Consider the following 23166-nt stretch of genomic DNA (forward strand, 5'->3'; position numbering starts at 1 on the left):
CGGATGCAGAACGAACGGTAATGAGGTCTTGTCACGTTATCCTTTAGTTACTGTTCACTCCGTTCACAGTAACTTAGCCAAAATTCATTCCAGATTGCCTGCGGCAATGGAATTTTGGCTTGTATGTCTCGGGATAGTGGTATGTGAACAGTAACATCCTTTACTCTAATGCTGAGTTTTTTCCGTGTTTACAATTGACATCTTAACAGGAAATGATTATGATATCTCTGACAGTGCTTTTTAGCTGTCCGGATTTCTTATCAAATCAAATACCCTGTTGCCAGTGGGATATTTGATTTGATATGAAATGAATGAGGAATGGTGAAATACGAAGGAGAGTTAGAAGTTATGAGTATTTCCATGATTGGAATTGACCATAATATGGCACCGGTGGATATTCGTGCGAAATTTGCATTTACAAAGAAAAATGCCGGTGAAGCAATGGAAAAAATAAAGAATCAAAATGGAATATATGGATGCGTGATCCTGTCCACCTGTAACCGCCTGGAGGTCTGGGCAAGTGTGGATGATGAGGTGGATGTCTGTCTTTATGACTGCCTCTGCAGGATAAAGGGAATTACTGAGGATTCTTACAGACAATATTTTGTAGAGCGTAAGGATCAGGAGGCAGTTGAGCATCTTTTTTATCTTACCAGTGGTCTGAAATCACAGATCATAGGGGAGGATCAGATCCTTACACAGGTGAAGGATGCCCTGAATCTGGCAAGAGAGAATTTTGCGGCAGATGGTGTTTTGGAGGTTCTGTTCAGAATGGCTGCCACAGCAGGAAAGAGAATTAAGACAGAGGTTCCTTTTTCCCATGGAAATCCGTCAGTGATCCATCAGGCCATCGGATTTCTGGCAGAGAAGGGGTATTCTCTCAGGGATAAGACCTGTATGGTCATCGGTAACGGTGAGATGGGCAAGGTGGCTGCTCAGGCCTTGCAGGAGGCAGGTGCAGATGTAACAGTGACCATCCGTCAGTACAGAAGCGGAGTTGTGAATATTCCGCTGGGCTGCAAGCGTATTAATTACGGTGACAGAATGGAGTATATGCCACAGTGTGATCTTGTAGTAAGTGCAACTGCAAGCCCGAATTTTACATTAAAAGAAGAATTGTTCCAGGGAATCAGGACAAAGGATGACCTGATCCTGATCGATCTGGCAGTTCCCAGAGATATAGAGCCATCTGTTGGAAAAATCCAGGGGGTCACACTTTATGACATGGACAGCTTCCGTATAGAGGAAGTTCCTGCAGAGCTTCAGGAAAATCTGGAGGCAGCAGGCGCGATCGTAAGAGAGCAGATGGATGAATTTTTCCAATGGCTGGATGGAAGAGACCTGATCCCAAGAATTCAGGATATTAAAGATGAGGCAGTCAATGACCTGAATTTAAGGATTGCAAAGATATTAAAGAAAACACCTATGGAAGAGGATGACAGGCAGAATCTGGTCCATGCAGTGGATACGGCAGCAGGAAAAGTAGTAAATAAACTGATCTTTGGTCTGCGTGACAGTCTGAATCAGGAGATTTTCCTTGAGTGTGTGGCAGGACTGGAGAAAATATATGAAGAATAAGCCGTATTTTCCAATGTTTATAGACTTATCAGATAAGAATATCGTGGTTGTAGGCGGCGGAAACATTGCAACTCGTCGAGTGAAAACCCTTTTATCATTCACCAGAAATATCAGAGTCATTGCTCCGAAGGTCACCATGGAGATGATGGAGCTTGGCAAAGCCGGCTATGTAGAGCTGATCACACGTCCGGTGAAGCGTACAGATTTTGCGATGGCATATATGGTGATCGCAGCTACCAATGACAGAAAGTTAAATGATGAGATCCACAGGATCTGCAGGCAGGAAGGCGTTTATGTTAATGTAGCCAGTGACAGGGAGCAGTGCGATTTTTATTTCCCGGGAATTTATATGGAAGAGGGACTGGTAGTGGGAATTACAGCCAGTGGTCTGGACCATAAAAAAGCGCGCAGGATAAGAGAAGAGATCCAGAATGCCCTGGAGAGGGTTGCGCAGGAAGATGATAATGAGGAGGAGAATGATGACTGAGGTGATCATTGGAAGCAGAGAGAGTAAGCTGGCAGTTCTCCAGAGTGAGATGGTAAAAAGTTACATAGAGCAGAAAAACCGTGAAAAAAATGCCGGCTCTGAAATAACAGTAAATATCCTGACTATGAAAACAACAGGAGATATTATTCTGGACCGTACTTTGGATAAGGTGGGCGGAAAAGGATTGTTTGTAAAAGAACTGGACAGGGCATTGCTGGATGGTAAAAGCAATCTGTCTGTACACAGTCTTAAGGATATGCCTATGGAGGTGCCGGAAGAGCTTCCGCTTCTGGCCTTTTCAAAGCGTGAGGATCCAAGAGATGTACTGGTGCTTCCTGAGGGAGTGGCGGAGCTGGATCCGGATAAACCTCTGGGATGTTCCAGCTTAAGGAGAACTCTTCAGTTAAAGAAGCTGTATCCTGAGATGGAGGTAAAGAGTATCCGTGGAAATCTGCAGACAAGGCTTCGCAAGCTGGATGAAGGAGAGTATTCAGGGCTGATCCTGGCAGCGGCAGGTCTGAAACGACTGGGGCTGGAAAACAGGATCAGCAGATATTTTACACCGGATGAGATGATTCCTTCAGCAGGTCAGGGGATCCTGGCTGTGCAGGGACGCAAAGGTGAGGATTATGGGTATCTGGACGGATACTGTGACAGGGATGCCTGGCTTGCAGGAACTGCAGAGCGCGCATATGTAAAATATCTGGACGGAGGATGTTCTTCGCCTGTAGCTGCATTTGCAGAGGTGGGCGGAGATGAGATCTTTATCCGCGGTTTATATTACAGTGAAGCTACAGGAAAGTGGCTTACAGGTCAGATCAGAGGTGCAGCAGAGGATGGAGAGAAGCTTGGAACAGCTCTTGCAAAGCAATTGAAATCTGACTGTGAGGGAAGATAAAAAAAATTATAAAAAGAAAATTCTTGTGACGCAAAAAGGAGAAGAAACATGGCAGCTGGCAAGGTTTGGCTGGTTGGTGCAGGACCGGGTGATATCGGGCTTTTTACATTAAAGGGCGCAGCGGTTCTGCAGCAGGCAGATGTGGTAGTATATGACAGTCTGGTGGGCGAAGGGGTTCTGGCAAAGATCCCGGAGCATGCCAGACTGATTAATGTAGGTAAAAGAGCAAATCACCATACAATGGTGCAGGAGGATATTAATAAGGTTCTTCTGGAAGAAGCTGAAAAAGGAAATAAAGTGGTAAGGCTTAAAGGTGGAGATCCCTTTCTCTTTGGAAGAGGCGGGGAGGAATTGGAACTTCTTTCTGAGAATGGAATCCCTTATGAGATCGTGCCCGGAGTGACATCTCCGATTTCTGTTCCTGCTTACAATGGGATTCCTGTGACACACAGGGATTTCTGTTCGTCCTTACATATTATTACAGGACATAAACGCGCAGGGCAGGAGTATGATATAGATTTTAAAGCACTGACCCAGACAAAGGGAACATTGGTGTTTCTAATGGGAATTGCAGCACTGGAGGATATCTGCAAAGGACTTCTTGCAGGCGGCATGGACCCGGATATGCCGGCAGCAGTTCTTCAGAAAGGAACAACAGCAGGACAGAAGCGGGTGGTTGCTACTGTAGGTACCCTCAAGGAAGAGGTGGACAGACAGGGGATAGAGACACCTGCCATTATTGTTGTGGGAAAGGTATGTTCTCTGGCTGACAAATTTGCCTGGTACGAGAAACTTCCTCTGGCAGGCTGGAAGGTTCTGGTCACAAGACCAAGACAGCATATTTCAAAGACAGCAGATCTTCTCCGTCAGAAAGGTGCCGAGGTTCTGGAGCTGCCGTCTATCTGTACAGTACCTGTTGAGGATAATGGCAGACTGTATGAGGCATTTGAGAAACTGGATACTTATCAGTGGATCATTTTTACAAGCCCTGCAGGTGTGGAGATCTTTTTTGACGAGATGGACAGAAAAGAGATGGATGTGCGCAGCCTGGGACAGGCGAAGATCGCAGTGATCGGTGAAGGAACGAAGAAAAAGCTGAAAGAGCATCACCTGCTGGCTGATTTTGTGCCAGGTGTGTATGACGGAGATACTCTTGGGGCAGAGCTTGCAAAACAACTTCAGGGAAATGAAAAAATTCTGATCCCAAGAGCCGAAGCCGGAAATAAAAAGCTGACAGAATTGCTGGAGCAGACAGGTGCGAAGGTAGATGACATTGCTACTTACACAACCTGTTATGAAAAGAGCAGGCTGATCGATGAGAAGAAAGAGCTGGAGACAGGAAGTGTGGACTGTGTAGTATTTACCAGTGCATCCACTGTAAAGGGCTTTGTGGAAGGCACAAAGGGACTGGACTATACGAAGGTAAAAGCTGCCTGTATCGGAAAACAGACCAAAGCTGCAGCAGATGCTTATGGTATGCAGACCCGCATGGCAAAGAAGGCTACCATCGAAAGTCTCATAGAGCTTGTGGAAGAGATGAAACAGGAAAACTGATAACTATTCTGCAAAAAATGGAACAGTTATGAGAATTGTTGATAAAAGGAGCAAAAAGACATGGATTTAATTCAGAGACCAAGAAGATTAAGAGGCAGTGAAAATTTAAGAAAAATGGTAAGAGAGACAAGAATGGACAAGTCTTCCCTTATTTATCCCTTATTTGTAAAAGAGGGAACAGGAATTGAAGAAGAGATCCCTTCTATGGAAGGACAGTTCCGCTACAGTGTAGACCGTCTTCCTTTTGAACTGGAACGTCTGCAGAATGCAGGAGTAAACAGCATTATGCTGTTCGGCATCCCGGATCACAAGGATGAGGTGGGAAGCGGTGCGTACGACCCCAACGGAATCGTACAGAAAGCCCTGAGAGAAGCAAAGAAACAGTTCCCGGACATGTACTATATCACAGATGTATGTATGTGTGAGTACACTTCACACGGACATTGCGGAGTGCTCTGCGGTCATGATGTAAATAATGATGCAACACTGGAATTACTGGCTAAGACAGCTGTTTCCCATGTAGAGGCAGGCGCAGATATGGTAGCTCCCTCTGATATGATGGACGGACGTGTACGTGCTATTCGTGAGGCTCTTGATGCGAACGGACATTATGGAGCACCGATCATGTCCTATGCAGTAAAATATGCATCTGCTTTCTACGGACCATTCCGTGATGCAGCAGGTTCTGCACCGTCTTTTGGTGACAGAAAGAGCTACCAGATGGATTTCCATAACAGAAGAGAAGGAATGAAGGAAGCTCTTACGGATGTGGAAGAGGGCGCAGATATCATTATGGTAAAACCTGCCATGTCTTATCTGGATATGGTCTCTGAGGTATCAAAGGCTGTAAATGTGCCGGTTGCAACATACAGTGTAAGCGGTGAATATGCAATGGTGAAAGCAGCTGCAAAGATGGGATGGATCGATGAAGAACGTATTATGTGTGAGATGGCAGTCAGTGCATACCGTGCAGGTGCCCAGATCTATCTTACTTATTATGCAAAAGAACTTGCAAAATGCATGGATGAAGGGAGAATCGGCTGATGGGTTTATCAGAAGAATTATTTGACAGAGCGGTAAAGGTGATTCCGGGAGGAGTAAACAGTCCTGTACGTGCCTATGGCGCAATCGGTATTGCACCGAGATTTATCGACCGCGCAGACGGATGCCATATTTATGATGTTGATGGAAAAGAATATGTGGATTATATCGATTCCTGGGGACCTATGATTCTGGGCCATAATTTTCCGGAAGTAAAAGAAAGTGTACTGAAGGCATGTGAAAAGGGCCTCAGCTTCGGATGTGCAACTGCAATCGAAGTGGAGATGGCTGAATTCATCTGTGACCATATTCCACATGTGGATATGGTGCGTATGGTAAATTCCGGTACAGAGGCTGTTATGAGTGCAGTCCGTGTTGCCAGAGGATTTACAGGAAAGAATAAGATCATTAAATTTGCAGGATGCTATCATGGACACAGTGATGCCATGCTGGTAAGTGCAGGCTCCGGTGTGATGACAAGCGGTGTTCCGGACAGTGCCGGTGTGCCTAAGGGATGCACAGAGGATACCATGACTGCTGTTTATAATGATCTGGACAGTGTACGTGCACTGATGGAGCAGGCTGACGGACAGACTGCTGCTGTTATCGTGGAAGCTGTAGGCGCCAATATGGGTGTGGTTCCTCCGAAAAAGGGGTTCCTGGAAGGTCTGAGAAAGCTCTGCGATGAGTACGGCGCCCTTCTGATCTTTGACGAGGTTATCACTGGTTTCCGTCTGGCTTTTGGCGGTGCTGCAGAATATTTTGGCGTGACCCCTGATCTGGTTACCTATGGTAAGATCATCGGTGCAGGTATGCCGGTAGGCGCATACGGCGGACGCAGAGAGATTATGGAACTGGTTTCCCCTGTGGGAAAGGTTTACCAGGCCGGTACCTTAAGCGGAAATCCTATTGCAATGGCAGCAGGACTGACACAGTTAAAATACCTCTATGAGCACCAGGAAATCTATAAAGATCTGGAGGAAAAAGGAAAACGTCTCTATGGCGGTATGGAGAAAATCCTAGCAGAGAAAAATCTGCCTTACCATATCAATCACGTATCCTCCCTGGGAAGCCTGTTCTTTACAGAGCAGGAGGTTGTGGATTATACATCAGCCAAATCTTCAGATACAAAAGCTTTCTCGGAATATTTCAAGGGAATGCTTGCGCAGGGAATCCATATGGCTCCGTCACAGTTTGAGGCAATGTTTTTATCTGTTGCCCATACAGATGAGATCATAGACCAGACACTGGAGGCTGTCAGAAATTATTTTACCAAATAAACAGCAGAGCGCTTATCCGGTATAGAACTTAGCCAAAATTCATTCCAGATTGCCTGCGGCAATAGAATTTTGGCTTGTATGTGAACAGTAACGACAGTAACCCATGAACTGGAAAAAAATACATAAAACTGAGTTCCGTAATCTTGTTCTGATTAGGAAAATGTGCTATAATCACCTTATCGTATGACATCGTCCGGCAATATTGGGACGAAAATATTATTGCTCGCTGACAGCAGACGGGAACAGAGTGAGCGATGATAAATAAACTTCAGGACAGCAGGAGGAAAAAAGCATTATGAGTGAAAAGAAATATGTAGCTTATGTGGGCTCTTATACACATGGCTCTTCCAGACAGGGAATCCATGTTTATGATGTTGATGTTGAGAATGGCACTCTTACAGAACGCAGCAGTGTTGAAGTAAGTAATGCATCCCACATGGCTGTTTCAAAGAATGGTAAGTATCTTTATTCTATCGAGGATGAGGGTGTTGCAGTATTTAAACGTGATAAAAATGGTGATCTGTCACGTATCAACAGTGTAAATATTGATGGAATGAGAGGCTGTTTCCTTTCTACAGATGTTGACGGTAAGTATCTTTATGTTGCCGGATATCATGACGGTAAGGTGACTGTTGTACATACTCATAAGGACGGCAGACTTGGAAGCCTGATGGATGGCGTATTCCATACAGGACTCGGAAGTGTTGCAGAGCGTAACTTCCGTCCCCATGTGAACTGTGTTCGTCCAACTCCGGATAATAAATATCTCTGTGCAGTAGATAACGGAATTGATCAGGTGAAGATTTACCGTGTCAACAAATTGCGCAATAAGCTGGAACTGGTAGACATCCTGAGATGTCCGAGAGAGAGCGGCCCGCGTATCATTCGTTTTAGCGATGATGGTAAGTTTGCTTATATTCTCTTTGAACTCAGTAATGAGATCAGGGCTTACAAATATGATGGAAGCGGTAAGGTTCCGGCGTTTGAACTGATCCAGACGATTGAGACAAGTGCGAAGAAGGATGTTCATGATACACATAATGCAGCGTCCGGTCTTTCTCTTGCAAATGATGGCAAGCATCTTTTCTGTACAACAGCAGGTGAGGATACAGTTTCCATGTTTGAGCGTGATGAGGAGACTGGTATGCTGACAAGGAAGTTTACACTTCCGATCAGTGGTGAATATCCGAAAGATCTGGTACTTTTACCGGATGATAAGCATCTGGTGCTGGCTAATCATGCAAGTAATACACTGACTACTTTTACAGTGGATTATGAGAAGAATATTATTGTGATGAACGGCAAGCCGATTAAGATTACAGAGCCAAACTGTATCAGAATCTGGCCGGTTCCGGAAGAATAACAGATTCGTTACATAGAATCAGCAATATAGGCAGATAATAAAATACCTTCATTTGAAACTGAGATCAGCTCAGAATTCAAGTGAAGGTATTTTTGCGTGGATTAATTGGAATTATTTCCGATAAAAATCCCGAACCTTATCCATCTGGGAACTCATATTGACAAAGAGCGCATCCGCCAGTGTGATTGCTGCCATAGATTCTACCACAACCACTGCTCTTGGGACAATGACCGGATCATGTCGGCCATGGATTTCCAGAGAAAGAGGTTCTTTATCTTTGGTTACGGTCTGCTGCGGCTGGCTGATGGATGGGGTTGGTTTGATATGGGCACGAAGTATGATTTCACTGCCGTCACTGATTCCTCCCATGATTCCGCCTGCGTGGTTGGAGGTTTTGATGATTTCACCGTCTTTGACTGTGAATCCATCATTGTCAGTGGAACCGTTTGAGGAAGTCACTGCAATGCCGTCACCGATTTCAACAGCCTTGACTGCACCGATGGACATCAGGGCGTGGGCAAGAAGAGCACTGAGCTTGTCAAAGACTGGCTCGCCAAGTCCGGCAGGTGTTCCGGTAATACGACATTCGATCACGCCGCCTGCACTGTCCTGATTCTTCATACATTCTTCCAGATATTCACCGGCCTTCACTGCTGCCTGTGCGTCCGGCATATAAAATGCATTCTGATGGATTTCTTCTTTATTAAAAGAAGCAATTTCAACAGGTCCGATAGATCTGGTATAGGTGCAGATTGAAATGCCAAGTTCTTCTAATATTTTAGAAGCAATGGCACCTGCTGCAACTCTTCCGATGGTTTCCCGCCCTGAAGAACGTCCACCGCCTCTGTAGTCGCGGAATCCGTATTTTTGGTCAAAAGTATAGTCTGCATGTCCGGGACGATAGGAGTATGCGATATTTCCGTAGTCTCTGGAGCGCTGATCTGTATTTCTTACCATCAGAGAAATTGGAGTTCCGGTGGTTTTGCCCTCAAAGACACCTGAGAGGATTTCTACCAGATCTCCTTCTTTACGGGCGGTGGTGTATCTGCTCTGTCCGGGTTTCCTTCTGTCGAGGAATTTCTGAATGTCCTCTTCACAGAGAGGAAGGCCTGCCGGGCATCCGTCTATCACAGCTCCGAGAGCTTTTCCGTGGGATTCCCCCCAGGTAGTTACCTTAAATTTATTTCCAAATGATGACTGGCTCATATGATTTGTATCCTTTCCTGTTATTGTATTAGAGCGTGTCTGGAAAATCATTTCCGCAATCTGCACGCCCCACTTTGCGGGATATTTCACCTGAATTCAGTTGCCATAGTTAGAGCGTGTTTGGAAAATCACTCCCGCAATCTGTACGCCCCACTTTACGGGACTTTTATAAATAAATACTACTTTATTATAGCGAAGTGTAAAAGTTTTGTAAACCGAAAGCATTGGAATTGACAAAAATTCATGTTCAAATTATAATGATGTTTGAGTCTTTGTGAAAATAAAGAGCAAACGTAACTGTTCAGTAATCTCTTGCAGAAACTCTGAATAGTTGCAGATTTATTGTTACTGAGAACAGAGTAAACAGTAACAATCTATTGAGGGGAAATCGAGAAAAAGAAGGGAAGTGTGGATCGTGGTAAGGATTTTTAAGACAATCGATGGCGCTATCCATGAAATACAGGAACCACAGGAGGGCTGTTGGATTGCGCTGACGAATCCTACGGCAACAGAAATTTTTGAAATTTCCGAGCAATTTGGGATAGAGGTGGACGATTTGCGCGCACCTTTGGATGAGGAAGAGCGTTCCCGTATAGAAGTGGAGGACAATTATACCCTTATCCTTGCAGATGTACCTGCGATTGAAGAACGTAACGAGAAGGACTGGTATGTGACCATTCCTCTTGGTATTATCGTGACTCAGAAGATGATCTTTACTGTATGTCTGGAAGACACACAGGTTCTGACAAGATTTATGGAAGGCAGGGTAAGAAACTTTTTTACCTATATGAAAACCAGATTTATTCTGCAGATTTTGTACCGTAATGCCAGCATGTATCTGAGATATCTGCGTATTATAGATAAGAAGAGCGAGCAGATTGAGGAGAAACTTCATCTGTCTACAAGAAATCAGGAATTGATGGAACTTCTGGAACTGGAGAAATCACTGGTATACTTTACCACATCTCTGCGTTCCAATGAGATGGTTCTGGAGAAACTTCTGAAGGTGGAGAGTATCAAGAAATATCCGGAGGATACAGAGCTTCTGGAGGATGTTATCATTGAGAACAAGCAGGCCATTGAGATGGCTAATATTTACAGTGGTATCCTCAGCAGTATGATGGGAACTTTTGCATCAGTTATTTCTAATAACCTGAACATTGTCATGAAGGTTCTGGCTGTTATTACCATTGTTATGAGTATTCCGACTATTGTTTTCAGTGCGTATGGTATGAACCTGAGTGCTGCGGGAATGCCGTTTTCCAGGACACCATGGGGATTTCTTATCGTTATCATCCTTTCTGTAGTGGCAAGTATCATTGCAGCGATATTTCTTTCCAGGAAGAAGTTTTTCTGATTTTGTGTCTGAACTGAGAGGCAGTTATTCGGTGCAGAATTACGCAGAGAAAGCAGATTGTGGATATCCGCTGTAACGAAAGAACGAATAGCATTTTGTGAGAAAAGGAGATTTATGAAATTTATTGACAAACTGGAACGAAAATTTGGAAATCGCGGGATTGAGAATCTTACGATTTATATTATTGTAAGTTATGTACTGGGATATGCATTGATGTATATTAATCCAGGGGCTCTTTCCATGTTGAGTTTGAATGTCTCTGAAATCCTGCATGGTCAGATATGGAGACTTGTTACATGGATTATTTATCCGCCGAGTACGTCATCTGCTTTATGGTTTGTGATTGCGATATTGTTCTTTTATTATCCGATCAGTGCATCGCTGGAACGTACATGGGGATCATTCAGATTTACTGTATATATTTTATCTGGAATGATTTTTACAGTAATTTCTGCGTTTATTTTGTATTTTATCACAGGTGGAGTGTTAGATGCTTATCTGAATGGATCACAGTTTTCAACGTATTATATCAGTTTATCTATTTTTCTGGCATATGCGCTGACATATCCGGATATGAAGGTTTTACTGTACTTTGTAATCCCGATCAAGATGAAGTGGATGGCGATTGTATATGCTGCTCTTGTGGTATATGATATTGTCAGATATTTTATGGGAGGAGCATGGTTTATGGCACTGCCGATCATCGCATCCTTACTGAACTTTATTATTTTCTTCCTTGGTACAAGAAATCTTAACAGATACAATCCGAAGGAAATCCATCGCAGAAATCAGTTTAAGAGAGCAATGGGAGAAAGTAAGACCGTTCCCTTCCCGGGTGGCAGCAAGTCAGGGGAAGTGACGAAGCACAAATGTGCAGTCTGTGGCCGTACAGAGAAAGATGATCCGAATCTGGAATTCCGTTTCTGTTCTAAATGTAACGGAAACTACGAGTATTGTCAGGATCATTTATATACACATATACACAAGAAGTAAGAGGAGAAAAGATTATTATGAAAAAAGTACCATTTGTCACCCTGGATAAACTTCAGGAAATCACAGCGCAGTTTCCTACACCTTTCCATCTTTATGATGAAAAAGGTATCCGCGAGAATGCAAAGGCAGTGAAAGAAGCATTTGCATGGAATAAGGGCTTCAAAGAATTCTTTGCTGTGAAGGCAACTCCAAATCCATTTCTGATCCAGATCCTTCAGGAGTATGGCTGTGGCTGTGACTGTTCTTCCATGACAGAGCTGATGATGTCCAAAGCAATCGGATGCAAAGAGGGAGATATCATGTTTTCTTCCAATGATACACCGGAAGAAGAATTCAAATATGCAAATGAAATCGGCGGGATCATCAATCTTGATGATATCACACATATCGAGAGTGTAGAAAGAGCAGTAGGATATATTCCGAAGGTGATCAGCTGTCGTTATAATCCGGGCGGAGTGTTTAAGATCAGCAACGATATTATGGACAACCCCGGAGATGCCAAATATGGTATGACAACAGAGCAGATTTTTGAAGCATTCAAGATCCTGAAGGAAAAAGGTGCCGAGGAATTCGGTATCCATGCATTCCTTGCAAGCAATACTGTGACAAATGAGTATTATCCGATGCTGGCGAAAGAGATGTTTGAAATGGCAGTGAAACTTCAGAAGGAGACAGGCGCTCATGTGAAGTTTATCAACCTTTCCGGTGGTGTTGGAATCGCTTACAAACCAGATCAGACTCCGAATGATATCAGAGAAATCGGTGAGGGTGTCCGCAAAGTATACGAAGAAGTACTTGTTCCGGCCGGAATGGGTGATGTTGCAATCTATACAGAGATGGGACGTTTCATGATGGGACCGTATGGCTGCCTGGTAACTAAGGCAATCCATGAGAAGCATACTCATAAAGAATATATTGGTGTGGATGCGTGTGCTGTAAACCTGATGCGTCCGGCAATGTATGGCGCATACCATCATATCACTGTTATGGGAAAAGAAGACCAGCCATGTGATCATATGTATGATGTGACAGGTTCTCTCTGCGAAAACAATGATAAGTTTGCAATTGACCGCTATCTTCCGAAGGTTGATATGGGAGATCTTCTTGTGATCCATGATACAGGAGCTCATGGTTTTGCCATGGGATATAACTACAATGGTAAACTGAAATCTTCTGAGATCCTTCTCCATGAAGATGGAAGTTTCGAGATGATCCGCCGTGCCGAGACACCGAAGGATTATTTCGCAACATTTGACTGCTTCCCGATTTATGAGAAATTACTGGAAGATATGGAATAATGCTGTGATTATTCTGTAATTTACTGTCTTGTGGTATTGACGGGGCAGATAGGACATAAAAACACACAAAAAGAAAGGTACTGATCTGTGCATGATGCTGGAAGGTTAGTGCCTTTCGTTTTGCATGGAGAAACAGTGATTTCAGAAGAATGTACTGTAAAAATTTTGTCTGTTCGGAGGTAGACGTATGATTAAATATGAATATGAAACAGGAATGTGTAAACAGCTGCATTACAATGGTCTGTGGAGTGTACAATATGAGGGTGTTCCCGGACATTTTAAAAAAGTAAAGATGGTCTGTCCCTGCATCAGAGACGAATGTGATCAGGAGTGTGAAGTGTTTAAGAACATACCGGAAATAAAAGCAGCAGATCAGGAATGGCATATGAGAGATGAGAGATAGAATAATGGGAGATAAGGAAAAAGAATACAGAGACAAAAGAACAGGCATGCAGACTGTAAGGTCTGTCATATTTGCTATTGTGCTTATAATTACAGGTTTTACCAGTATAATATCTGTGGCAGATAATACTTATGCAGCAGACGAATATCGAGTGCATAAATCTGAGGTGGTTGTAAAGACCGGTGCCACTTATACAGTAAAGATTCTGAATCATGATACAAAAGTGAGTCCAAAGAAGTTTAAATGGACCAGCAGTAACTCAAAATGTGTAAAGGTTGTAAATGGCAGGATATATGGTTTAAAGCCCGGACAGGCAACGATCACAGCACAGATGAGTGGACTGAAAGTAAACTGCGAGGTTTTTGTCTATAATAAAACGGAAACAGTTCTTTTTAAGAAATACAAAAAACAGGTGAAAGTAACGGCAGGAAAGACAATTATTCTGGAGCCGCAGAAGTATGGAAAAAGGCTGACTTATACTTCTTCTGATAAAACGGTGGCAACTGTATCAAAGAAAGGAAAAGTTACTGCAAAAAAGACGGGAAATGTCAAAATCACCAGTGTTTCTTATGGTACTGACAGGTATGTATCAGAGATAGAAGTGATCGTCCTGCCGGCAGCGTCAGAAACTCCGGAAATTACGCCTACACTGACGCCGGATGAACCAGCACCATCTGTGACCCCGGAGCCGACGGTAACGGTCACGCCAACTCCGAAAATCACACCTGCACCGGAAGATGAGGAAAAGTTCCGGAAACCCCTGGATGGAGTTACTCATTATATTTTGCACAGAGGTGAACAGACAGAAGCACCTGAGAATTCCGTGCCTGCCTTTGAGATGGCAGGACGCAATGGGGCGGAGTTTGTGGAGACAGATGTGAGAGAGACCGCAGATGGAGTTCTGGTTGTCTCTCATGATGATTCTTTGCTGCGGATGTGCGGGGAGGACAGGCTTATTTCAGAGATGACTTATGAGGAGATAAAGCAGTATCCGATTATAAATGGAAGAAATGCTTCGCAGTATCCGGATAATCTTATTCCTACACTGGAACAGTATATTGCATGCTGCAATAAGTACTCTGTGACGCCGGTGATTGAAATAAAGTCAATCCGTACGGAAGAAGCCATGAATTTGTTCATGCAGCTTCTGACTGAATCACAGAAAGAGCCGGTACTCATCTGTTTTCGCATAGAAACACTTGGTAAACTGCGTGAGATGGGATTTACAGGAAAAATGCAGTGGATCCGTACAGTGCGCATGAATGCTTCTATGATACAGCAGTGTAAGAAATATGATCTGGACATAAGTGCAGAGTATAAAAATATCAGTATGAATGATATCAACAATGCTCATCAGAATGGAATCCGCATATCCGTATGGCTTTGCCGGAATGAGGATATGGTAGACATTTTCAGGAAAATGGGTGCGGATTATATCACGTATGAGAGGTGGAATACAGATGAAGTAAAAATACGACAGGATTAGCAGAAAATCAAGGTAGACATTTAGCAGAAAAATAAGTAAAATACAAGATGTAGATATAAATTGTAAGCAGAACAGTAACAGTTCACTATTGCTATAAGAAAGGACTGAACAGTTGTATATATTTGATATACTGCTGAAAAAGAGGAGGAGAGAGTAATGAAAAAAATAGCAGCTATGGTGCTGGCAGGTGTTCTGGCAGCAGTTCCGGTCAGTACGACCGGTGCAGCGGAATTTCAGGATGGAGCAGATACACAGAATTTCATCTGGGCAGCCGGAGAGGAAACTTCAACAGACACAGATGAAAGCAAAGGGGTAAGTGCAAATGACAGTGTCGTTGAAGGACTTGACAAACCTTTGGTTTTCTATCCCAACACTTACTATAAATTTAATGTGACCGGTGCCGGAACGCAGAATACGAATCCTGTTGAGGGAGATGTCAGATGGACACCATTATACTGGAGTCTTTCTCTCAAACCGCAGGAAAGCGATATTCACAGGAAATGGGAAATCGGTTCTGCAAAGGGTATTTATACAAAGGTGGAACGTGCATACAATATATATGTCTTTTTCCAGAGAGAAGAATATACAGGAGGTATATGGGAGAAAAACGATATTGTACAACCTGTGAGATATCAGTTCAATGCAGCTCCGTTAACTGAACAGGGTGGAAGCTATAAGTACCTGATAGGTGGAATTGGCTATAAGATTTTGAATGAAAGAGAAGTAAGCGTTACAGGTCTTGCTGCGGAATATAATGTGATACAGATTCCGGCTACAGTTGTGATCAATGATAAAGTTTATAAAGTAACTACAATTGACAAGAATGCCTTCAGCGGGAACAAAGAAATTACAGATGTTATTTTTGGAAATAATGTAACAACGATTGGAAAATATGCGTTCAGCCAGTGCCCGAATCTGCGGAACATAAGATTTGGAAGCAGAGTAAAAAGAATTGGCAGCAACGCATTTGCACAGTGTACAAAACTGCGAAATTTTATACTTCCTGCCAGTGTCAGACATATAGATGCCAGAGCTTTTTACCAGTGCCCGGCAGTCAAAGTGCTCAGGATCAACAGTACAGCACTGAACTATGTTGGAAAAAAAGCTTTTGCGGTCAACAAAACCGTAACTATCAGACTTCCTGAGAAGCTGTTTGCTAGATATCAGAAACTGATCAAGGCAAGCAATGTGTATTCTAAAACGAGGTTTGTGAAATATTAAAAAAAACTCAAAAATGCCCTTGCCATTTCGACAAAAACGTGATATGATAATACTCGTTTCAATGCCGGCATGTCGGAATGGCAGACGAGGCAGACTCAAAATCTGTTGTGGGCAACCACGTGTGGGTTCAAGTCCCACTGCCGGCATTAAAAAGTAAGCGAAGCCTTTGTTTGTGAAGGTTTTCGCTTTTTTTATTTGCCGTATTAAACAGTTCAGATAATTCTAAAATCTTTATGAAATTTATCTCGCTTTTCTTGAAAAAGAGATGAATAAGTGATATGGTACATCATAACAAAACGAAATGGAGGAAAAGCCAATGAACCTTGATAATAAAAAGCCTGGCAGAAAACCGCTTTATGTATATTATATCATTGCGGCAGTTATTATCATTCTTCTGAATGTGCTGTTACTTCCTGCAATTGAGGGACGAAAGGTACAGACGACTGATTACAGTACTTTCCTGACAGGAGTAGAGAAGGATTACGTTAAGACAGTAGAAATTCAGGATGATTATATTTATTATGTAGCAGAGAGTGACGGACAGGAGGGTTATTTCAGAACTGTCAAGATGAATGATCCTGACCTTGTAGACCGTTTGCATGATGCAAATGTCAAGTTCGGTGCAGCAGCACCACAGCAGACATCTATCTGGATCAGTCTGATCGCAGGATATGTACTGCCGATTGCCATCTTTATCCTTCTTGGAAGGTGGCTCAGCAAGAAGATGATGAGTTCCATGGGCGGAGGTCCCGGTGGGGCAATGTCATTTGGAAAGAGTAATGCGAAAGTATATGTGAAATCATCTACGGGAATCAAATTCTCAGATGTAGCGGGAGAGGACGAAGCCAAGGATCTTCTGACAGAAATCGTAGATTATCTTCATAACCCGCAGAAATACAGAGAAATCGGTGCATCTATGCCGAAAGGAGCCCTTCTTGTAGGCCCTCCGGGTACAGGTAAAACACTTCTTGCAAAAGCGGTAGCCGGTGAAGCGGAAGTTCCGTTCTTCTCCATTTCCGGTTCTGAATTCGTGGAAATGTTTGTTGGTATGGGCGCTGCCAAGGTGCGTGATCTTTTCAAACAGGCGAATGAGAAAGCTCCATGTATTGTATTTATCGATGAGATTGACACAATTGGCAAGAAACGTGATGGTGCCGGATTTACAGGCGGCAATGATGAGCGCGAGCAGACTCTGAACCAGCTGCTTACAGAGATGGATGGTTTTGACGGCTCCAAAGGTGTTGTGATCCTTGCGGCAACCAACAGACCGGATTCCCTTGATCCCGCACTTCTTCGTCCCGGACGTTTTGACAGACGTATTCCTGTTGAACTTCCGGATTTAAAAGGACGTGAGGAAATCCTTAAAGTCCATGCAAAGAAGATTAAGATCGCAGATTCCGTACGTTTTGATGAGATTGCGAAAGCTGCAGCCGGAGCTTCCGGTGCAGAACTTGCAAATATTGTCAATGAAGCAGCACTTCGTGCAGTACGTGACGGCAGAAAATTTGCCACTCAGGCAGATTTTGAGGAGAGTATCGAGGTAGTTATCGCAGGATATCAGAAGAAGAACAGAGTTCTTTCCAATAAAGAAAAACTGATAGTTGCTTATCATGAAATCGGACATGCGCTGGTTGCAGCAAAGCAGACCGAATCTGCACCGGTCCACAAGATCACTATTATTCCGCGTACATCAGGAGCACTCGGATATACCATGCAGGTAGATGACGGAGATCATTATCTGATGACAAAGGAAGAACTTGCAAATAAGATAGCGACCTTTACAGGCGGTCGTGCCGCTGAGGAACTGATCTTCCACTCTATTACAACCGGAGCATCCAATGATATCGAACAGGCGACTAAGCTTGCAAGAGCAATGATCTCCAGATATGGTATGAGTGAAGACTTCGATATGGTTGCCATGGAGAATGTGACAAATCAGTATCTGGGCGGAGACTCCAGCTTAAGCTGTTCTTTTGAGACACAGACTCTTCTGGATAAGAAGGTTGTGGAGCTTGTCAGGATGGAACACCAGAAAGCACTGAAAATCCTTCAGGACAATATCGGAAAGCTCCATGAACTTGCAAAATATCTGTATGAGCATGAGACAATTACAGGTGAGGAATTTATGAAGATCCTGAATGCACCTGTACAGGTTCCCACTGTAGTGGCAGAATCTGAAAGTAATACAAAGTCTGAGAACAATGCAGAATCCGAAAACAGTACAGAAGCTGATGCAGATACATCTTCCGGGAAAGTGAATCTGCAGAAGTGATATTTTCTCAAGATATACAAGCCAAAAGTCCATTGCCACAGGCAATCCGGAAATTTGGTTATGTCACTGAAAACTGAGTGAACAGCAATGAAAGCAGCAGAGGCGATTTGAGCTTCTGCTGCTTTTCCTTGCCAATTAACTCCGGTTCGGTTATAATTCGTAATAGTGAACGCAGCATCCTGGATGTTTTTTGGAAGAAAGAAGGGAATGAAGATGGATTGCCGAACTGCAGAAGGAATGGTGAGTAGTTATATTAAACATGATCTTCCACTAAATGAACTGGAAGAGTTTCTCGATCATGTACAGAATTGTTCTTCCTGTTATGATGAACTGGAAACATATTTTATTGTACATGAGGTAACACAGCAGCTTGATGATGACAGCAGCGATTCGGTTCTGGATTTCAAAAAACTGCTGGAACAGGATATCCGGAAATCCAGAAGATATATCCGCAAGAAGAAAGCCAGTTGGCTGATGTTTGGAGTAAGTATATGCCTTCTGATCGCTACGATTGCGGCAATATTGATTTTTGTAATGATGGAGACAAATTACATTCTATAAAGACACTGGAGGATTTTATGAGCGAAAAAATATTACTGATTGACGGACACAGTATTCTGAACAGAGCTTTTTATGGTCTGCCGGATCTTACAAATTCAGAAGGAAAACACACAGGGGCAGTATATGGTTTCCTGAATATCCTTCTTCGGACGATCGAGGAAGAGAAGCCTCAGTATCTGACAGTGGCATTTGACCTGAAGGCACCGACTTTCCGCCATAAGATGTTTGAAGCATACAAGGGAACACGTAAACCCATGCCTGAAGAACTGAGAGAGCAGGTACCGCTGATTAAAGAAATGCTTACTGCAATGGGTGTGAATGTTGTGACAAAAGAAGGCTACGAAGCGGATGATATTCTGGGAACTCTGGCCAGGAAAAGCGAAGCGGCAGGAATGGATGCGACAATCCTTTCCGGGGACAGAGATCTGCTTCAGCTTGCAACAGACAGGATTATGATACGCCTGCCAAAGACTGTAAGAGGCAAGACTACCATAGAGGATTATCATGCACAGCAGGTGATCGAGAAATATCAGGTGACACCTTCCCAGATCATTGAGTTAAAGGCTCTGATGGGTGACAGTGCTGACAATATTCCGGGAATCCCGGGAGTAGGTGAGAAGACTGCCACAAAGATTATTGTGGAGTATGGAAGTATTGAGAATGCTCATGAACATTTGGAAGAGCTGAAGCCAAACAGAGCCAGGGAATCAATGAGAGAACATTATGATATGGCGCAGATGAGCAAGGCTCTGGCTACGATCTGTACGGACAGTCCCATAGAGTTTTCGTATGAAAAGGCAAAACTGGGAAATCTTTATACAAAAGAAGCTTTCCTTCTCTGCAGACAGCTGGAATTTAAGAATCTGCTTAACCGTTTTGACTCTGCGGCCGTACAGGAAGATACGCTGGAACAGGAGTTTTTCACATGTGCAGACTTGGCAGGCTGTGAAGCGCTGTTTGCGAAAGCGGAAGCAGGAAAGACAGCGGGTGTTTCTCTGGTTACAGAGAATGGCAGGGTATTTGGTGTAGGACTTGCGCTGAATGAAGAGGAAATTTATTATATTCCTGTAGAAGGGATGATCACAGAAGGTTATCTCTGCGGAAAATTGGAAGGGCTCCTTCATAAAGTATCTGAATCCAACACAGAGAACATTATGAAATCTAATACAGATGATGTGAAGAAGGATCCGGAAAATGAGATATCTGATGTCAATACAGACGGTACTCTGAAATATGATAAAAAATGTGTATGTGCATTGGATGTAAAGGCATTACTCAAGCATATAAAATCTGATGATCCGATGGCTGTATTTGATGCAGGTGTGGCTGCATATCTGCTGAATCCTCTGAAATCCTCCTATACTTACGATGATATGGCAAAGGAATATCTGAATGGTCGTATCCTGCCTGCAAGAGAGGAACTTCTTGGAAAGAAAACAGTGGAAAAAGCATGGGAGGAGAGTGCAGAGGGGCTTGCAGCATGGGCCTGCTACATGGCCTATACAGCACTTGCCTGCCGGAAACCCATGTGTGAAGCACTGCGTGATACAGGTATGTGGAATGTATATACACAGATTGAGCTTCCGCTGATCTTTACTCTTGATTCCATGGAAAAATGGGGAATCAGCGTGAAGAGTGAAGAACTGAAAAGCTACGGTGAGAAACTAAGTGTACGTATTGGAGAACTGGAGAAGCAGATCTGGCAGCAGGCAGGGGAAGAGTTTAATATCAATTCTCCGAAACAGATGGGAGTGATCCTGTTTGAAAAGCTTGGCCTTAAGGGTGGAAAGAAAACAAAGACAGGTTATTCCACAGCGGCAGATATTTTGGAAAAGCTTGCACCGGAGTATCCCATTGTAAAGGATATTCTGGAGTACCGTCAGCTTGCGAAACTGAAATCTACTTATGCAGACGGGCTTGTTGGTGAGATCGCAGAGGACGGCAGGATTCATTCTACTTTTAACCAGACAATTACAGCAACAGGAAGGATCAGCAGCACAGAGCCGAATCTTCAGAATATCCCTGTAAGAATGGAGCTTGGGAGACTGATCCGTAAGGTATTTGTTCCGGAAGAGGGATATGTATTTCTGGATGCGGACTATTCCCAGATCGAGCTTCGCGTTCTGGCGCATATGTCAGGGGATGAGAAACTGATCCAGGCATATAAAGAAGCCCAGGATATCCACAGACATACAGCATCAGAGGTATTCCATGTGCCCTTTGATGAGGTGACAGATCTGCAGAGGAGAAATGCCAAGGCAGTAAATTTTGGAATCGTTTATGGGATCAGTTCCTTTGGGCTCAGCCAGGATTTAAGTATCACACGAAAAGAAGCAGCAGAATATATTGAAAGATATTTTGAAACGTATCCAAAGATCAAAGGATTTCTTGACGGACTGGTGGAAGAGGGAAAAGAAAAAGGATATGTGACTACCATGTTTGGCAGACGCAGGCCGATCCCGGAACTGAAATCCGGTAATTTTATGCAGAGGTCTTTTGGGGAGCGAGTAGCCATGAATTCTCCAATACAGGGAACTGCGGCGGATATCATTAAAATTGCAATGAACCGTGTGTACAGACGATTAAAGGATGAGAATCTTAAATCCCGTCTTGTACTTCAGGTACACGATGAACTTCTGATAGAGACCTGTAAAGAGGAAATCCCGCAGGTTTCTGCTATTCTTGAAGAAGAGATGAAAGGTGCCGCAAAGCTTTCCGTAGAACTGGAAGTCGATATGCATCAGGGTAATAACTGGTATGAGGCGAAGTGATGATGATAACAATAGGAATTACCGGCGGAGTGGGTGCCGGAAAAAGTACAGTGCTTGATTTTCTTGAAGAAAAGTATCTGGCATATGTGATGAAAGCAGATGAGATCGGGCATCTGGTGATGGAGCCGGGGCAGTCCTGTTATGAACCGGTGATTGCACTATTTGGAAGACAAATCATAAAAAATGATAAAACTATTGACCGCAGACAGGTTTCGGATGTAGTATTTTCACATCCAGAGCTTCTGGAGAAATTAAACCAGATCATCCATCCGGCTGTGAAACAGTACATCAGAGAGCAGTTAGCTGTAAAGAGACAGCAGGGACAGAAGATATGTGTGGTGGAAGCTGCACTCCTTCTGGAAGATCATTATCAGGAGTTTTGCGATACGATATGGTATATTCATACGGATGAAGAGATCCGTATCAGGAGACTGATGGAGAACCGCGGTTATACAAGAGAGAAATCAGTCAGTATCATTGCCAGTCAGGCACCGGAGACTTTTTTTCGGGAAAATGCAGACTATGTTGTGGTAAATAACGGAGATTTTGCACAGACCAGACGGCAGATTGAGGAAGGAATCAGAAAATATGAGACTTTGTAGCATTGCCAGCGGAAGCAGCGGAAACTGTATTTATGTGGGCTCAGATAATACCCATCTTCTGGTGGATGTAGGCATCAGCGGAAAAAGAGTAGAACAGGGATTGAATTCTCTGGAATTGACAGGAAAAGATATTGATGGTATCTTGATTACACATGAACATTCGGATCATATCAAAGGTCTGGGCGTGATCGCAAGGAAACATCAGATACCGGTTTATGCGACAGAAGGAACTGTGGAAGCTTTATCTCACATGAATCTTGGAAAAATGCCGGAAGGGATTTTTCGTGAGATACACGAAGATGAGCCTTTTGAGATTAATGATCTGACAGTGAATCCTTTTACGATCCCTCATGATGCTGCACAGCCCGTAGGATACCGGGTAGAGTGTGGAGAGCATTCTGTGGGGATTGCTACAGACCTTGGAAAATATAATGAGTACATAGTCGGTAATCTGCAGAATCTGGATGCGCTTCTTCTGGAAGCAAATCATGACATCCGTATGCTGCAGGTTGGAAAATATCCCTATTATCTGAAACAGAGAATCCTTGGAGACAGGGGACATCTTTCCAATGAGAATGCAGGCAGGCTTTTATGCAGGCTGCTGCATGACAATATGAAAGGGATTTTCCTTGGACATCTGAGCAGGGAAAATAACTATGAGGAACTGGCATATGAAACCGTCTGTTCAGAAGTAACCTTAGGTGACAACCCTTATAAGTCGCGTGATTTCAGAATTCAGGTGGCACAGAGGGATTGCATATCAGAAGTAATTACAGTGTAGAAAGGACAAAGAAC

20 protein-coding genes, 1 tRNA gene and 1 pseudogene are annotated in these 23166 nt (G+C 43.5%); 20 read left to right on the forward strand and 2 right to left on the reverse strand.

Translation table 11 applies throughout. The annotated features are described in order from the left end of the window. The first annotated feature begins 348 nt into the window (after positions 1 to 348). The 7 genes from hemA to LJE12_RS00370 all read left to right on the forward strand — a co-directional run bounded on the left by hemA (position 349) and on the right by LJE12_RS00370 (position 8201). Complete coding sequence (gene hemA, locus LJE12_RS00340) at positions 349 to 1578, forward strand: glutamyl-tRNA reductase (protein ID WP_019161306.1); 1230 nt, start codon at positions 349 to 351, stop codon at positions 1576 to 1578. Then, positions 1568 to 2065: a precorrin-2 dehydrogenase/sirohydrochlorin ferrochelatase family protein gene (locus LJE12_RS00345; RefSeq protein ID WP_022381476.1), complete on the forward strand. Its 498-nt coding sequence runs from the start codon at positions 1568 to 1570 to the stop codon at positions 2063 to 2065. Before hemA ends, LJE12_RS00345 begins: the two co-directional genes overlap by 11 nt. Continuing rightward, positions 2043 to 2963, forward strand: coding sequence for a hydroxymethylbilane synthase (gene hemC / locus LJE12_RS00350; RefSeq protein WP_330381260.1), 921 nt, complete (start codon positions 2043 to 2045; stop codon positions 2961 to 2963). Before LJE12_RS00345 ends, hemC begins: the two co-directional genes overlap by 23 nt. A 48-nt stretch (positions 2964 to 3011) precedes the next feature. Beyond that, complete coding sequence (gene cobA / locus LJE12_RS00355; protein ID WP_022381478.1) at positions 3012 to 4517, forward strand: uroporphyrinogen-III C-methyltransferase; 1506 nt, start codon at positions 3012 to 3014, stop codon at positions 4515 to 4517. A gap of 60 nt (positions 4518 to 4577) precedes the next feature. Then, a complete protein-coding gene (gene hemB / locus LJE12_RS00360; protein WP_008704753.1) occupies positions 4578 to 5561 on the forward strand; it encodes a porphobilinogen synthase in 984 nt (327 codons plus the stop codon). Further along, the gene (hemL, locus tag LJE12_RS00365; RefSeq protein WP_022381480.1) at positions 5561 to 6838 is read left to right on the forward strand and encodes a glutamate-1-semialdehyde 2,1-aminomutase; all 1278 of its coding nucleotides are present in this window, start codon (positions 5561 to 5563) and stop codon (positions 6836 to 6838) included. Before hemB ends, hemL begins: the two co-directional genes overlap by 1 nt. 295 nt (positions 6839 to 7133) lie before the next feature. Beyond that, positions 7134 to 8201, forward strand: a complete 1068-nt coding sequence (locus tag LJE12_RS00370) for a lactonase family protein (RefSeq protein WP_008704751.1) — start codon at positions 7134 to 7136, stop codon at positions 8199 to 8201. Positions 8202 to 8312: 111 nt separating this feature from the next. Here LJE12_RS00370 and aroC read toward each other — a convergent pair whose 3' ends face one another. Next, positions 8313 to 9407, reverse strand: coding sequence for a chorismate synthase (gene aroC, locus LJE12_RS00375; RefSeq protein ID WP_008704750.1), 1095 nt, complete (start codon positions 9405 to 9407; stop codon positions 8313 to 8315). Here aroC and LJE12_RS20965 point away from each other — a divergent pair. Further along, a pseudogene (locus tag LJE12_RS20965) lies at positions 9408 to 9512 on the forward strand (DUF6783 domain-containing protein); the annotation flags it as partial. Here LJE12_RS20965 and LJE12_RS20970 read toward each other — a convergent pair. Continuing rightward, a complete protein-coding gene (locus LJE12_RS20970; RefSeq protein ID WP_349826391.1) occupies positions 9504 to 9632 on the reverse strand; it encodes a DUF6783 domain-containing protein in 129 nt (42 codons plus the stop codon). The pseudogene LJE12_RS20965 and the gene LJE12_RS20970 sit on opposite strands and share 9 nt — an antisense overlap. 190 nt (positions 9633 to 9822) lie before the next feature. On the opposite strand from LJE12_RS20970, the gene LJE12_RS00380 reads away from it, so the two are divergent. From LJE12_RS00380 to LJE12_RS00435, 12 genes are all read left to right on the forward strand, one after another. Beyond that, complete coding sequence (locus LJE12_RS00380; protein WP_020993736.1) at positions 9823 to 10764, forward strand: magnesium transporter CorA family protein; 942 nt, start codon at positions 9823 to 9825, stop codon at positions 10762 to 10764. Positions 10765 to 10878: 114 nt separating this feature from the next. After that, entirely contained in the window at positions 10879 to 11757 is an 879-nt protein-coding gene (locus LJE12_RS00385; protein ID WP_022381481.1) for a hypothetical protein, read from the forward strand. A 17-nt stretch (positions 11758 to 11774) separates the two neighbouring features. After that, entirely contained in the window at positions 11775 to 13055 is a 1281-nt protein-coding gene (locus LJE12_RS00390) for a diaminopimelate decarboxylase (protein ID WP_008704744.1), read from the forward strand. Positions 13056 to 13242: 187 nt separating this feature from the next. After that, on the forward strand, positions 13243 to 13458 hold the full coding sequence (locus LJE12_RS00395; protein WP_227226156.1) for a hypothetical protein: 216 nt from the start codon (positions 13243 to 13245) through the stop codon (positions 13456 to 13458). 4 nt (positions 13459 to 13462) lie between these two features. Further along, a complete protein-coding gene (locus LJE12_RS00400; RefSeq protein ID WP_227226158.1) occupies positions 13463 to 14944 on the forward strand; it encodes a glycerophosphodiester phosphodiesterase family protein in 1482 nt (493 codons plus the stop codon). Positions 14945 to 15100: 156 nt separating this feature from the next. Beyond that, entirely contained in the window at positions 15101 to 16165 is a 1065-nt protein-coding gene (locus LJE12_RS00405) for a leucine-rich repeat domain-containing protein (protein ID WP_227226160.1), read from the forward strand. A gap of 63 nt (positions 16166 to 16228) precedes the next feature. After that, positions 16229 to 16311, forward strand: a tRNA-Leu gene (locus LJE12_RS00410). A 170-nt stretch (positions 16312 to 16481) separates the two neighbouring features. Next, complete coding sequence (ftsH, locus tag LJE12_RS00415; RefSeq protein ID WP_055053421.1) at positions 16482 to 18437, forward strand: ATP-dependent zinc metalloprotease FtsH; 1956 nt, start codon at positions 16482 to 16484, stop codon at positions 18435 to 18437. A gap of 213 nt (positions 18438 to 18650) precedes the next feature. Beyond that, the gene (locus LJE12_RS00420; RefSeq protein ID WP_029676784.1) at positions 18651 to 18998 is read left to right on the forward strand and encodes a zf-HC2 domain-containing protein; all 348 of its coding nucleotides are present in this window, start codon (positions 18651 to 18653) and stop codon (positions 18996 to 18998) included. 17 nt (positions 18999 to 19015) lie between these two features. After that, the gene (gene polA, locus LJE12_RS00425; protein ID WP_227226162.1) at positions 19016 to 21769 is read left to right on the forward strand and encodes a DNA polymerase I; all 2754 of its coding nucleotides are present in this window, start codon (positions 19016 to 19018) and stop codon (positions 21767 to 21769) included. Next, complete coding sequence (coaE, locus tag LJE12_RS00430) at positions 21769 to 22371, forward strand: dephospho-CoA kinase (RefSeq protein ID WP_320055394.1); 603 nt, start codon at positions 21769 to 21771, stop codon at positions 22369 to 22371. The genes polA and coaE overlap by 1 nt, the downstream gene beginning before the upstream one ends. Continuing rightward, positions 22358 to 23152, forward strand: coding sequence for an MBL fold metallo-hydrolase (locus LJE12_RS00435; protein WP_008704729.1), 795 nt, complete (start codon positions 22358 to 22360; stop codon positions 23150 to 23152). The genes coaE and LJE12_RS00435 overlap by 14 nt, the downstream gene beginning before the upstream one ends. Positions 23153 to 23166: the final 14 nt, after the last annotated feature.

The sequence above is a fragment of the Blautia sp. DFI.6.71 genome, assembly GCF_020593585.1.
Taxonomy (GTDB): Bacteria; Bacillota; Clostridia; order Lachnospirales; family Lachnospiraceae; genus Blautia_A; species Blautia_A wexlerae.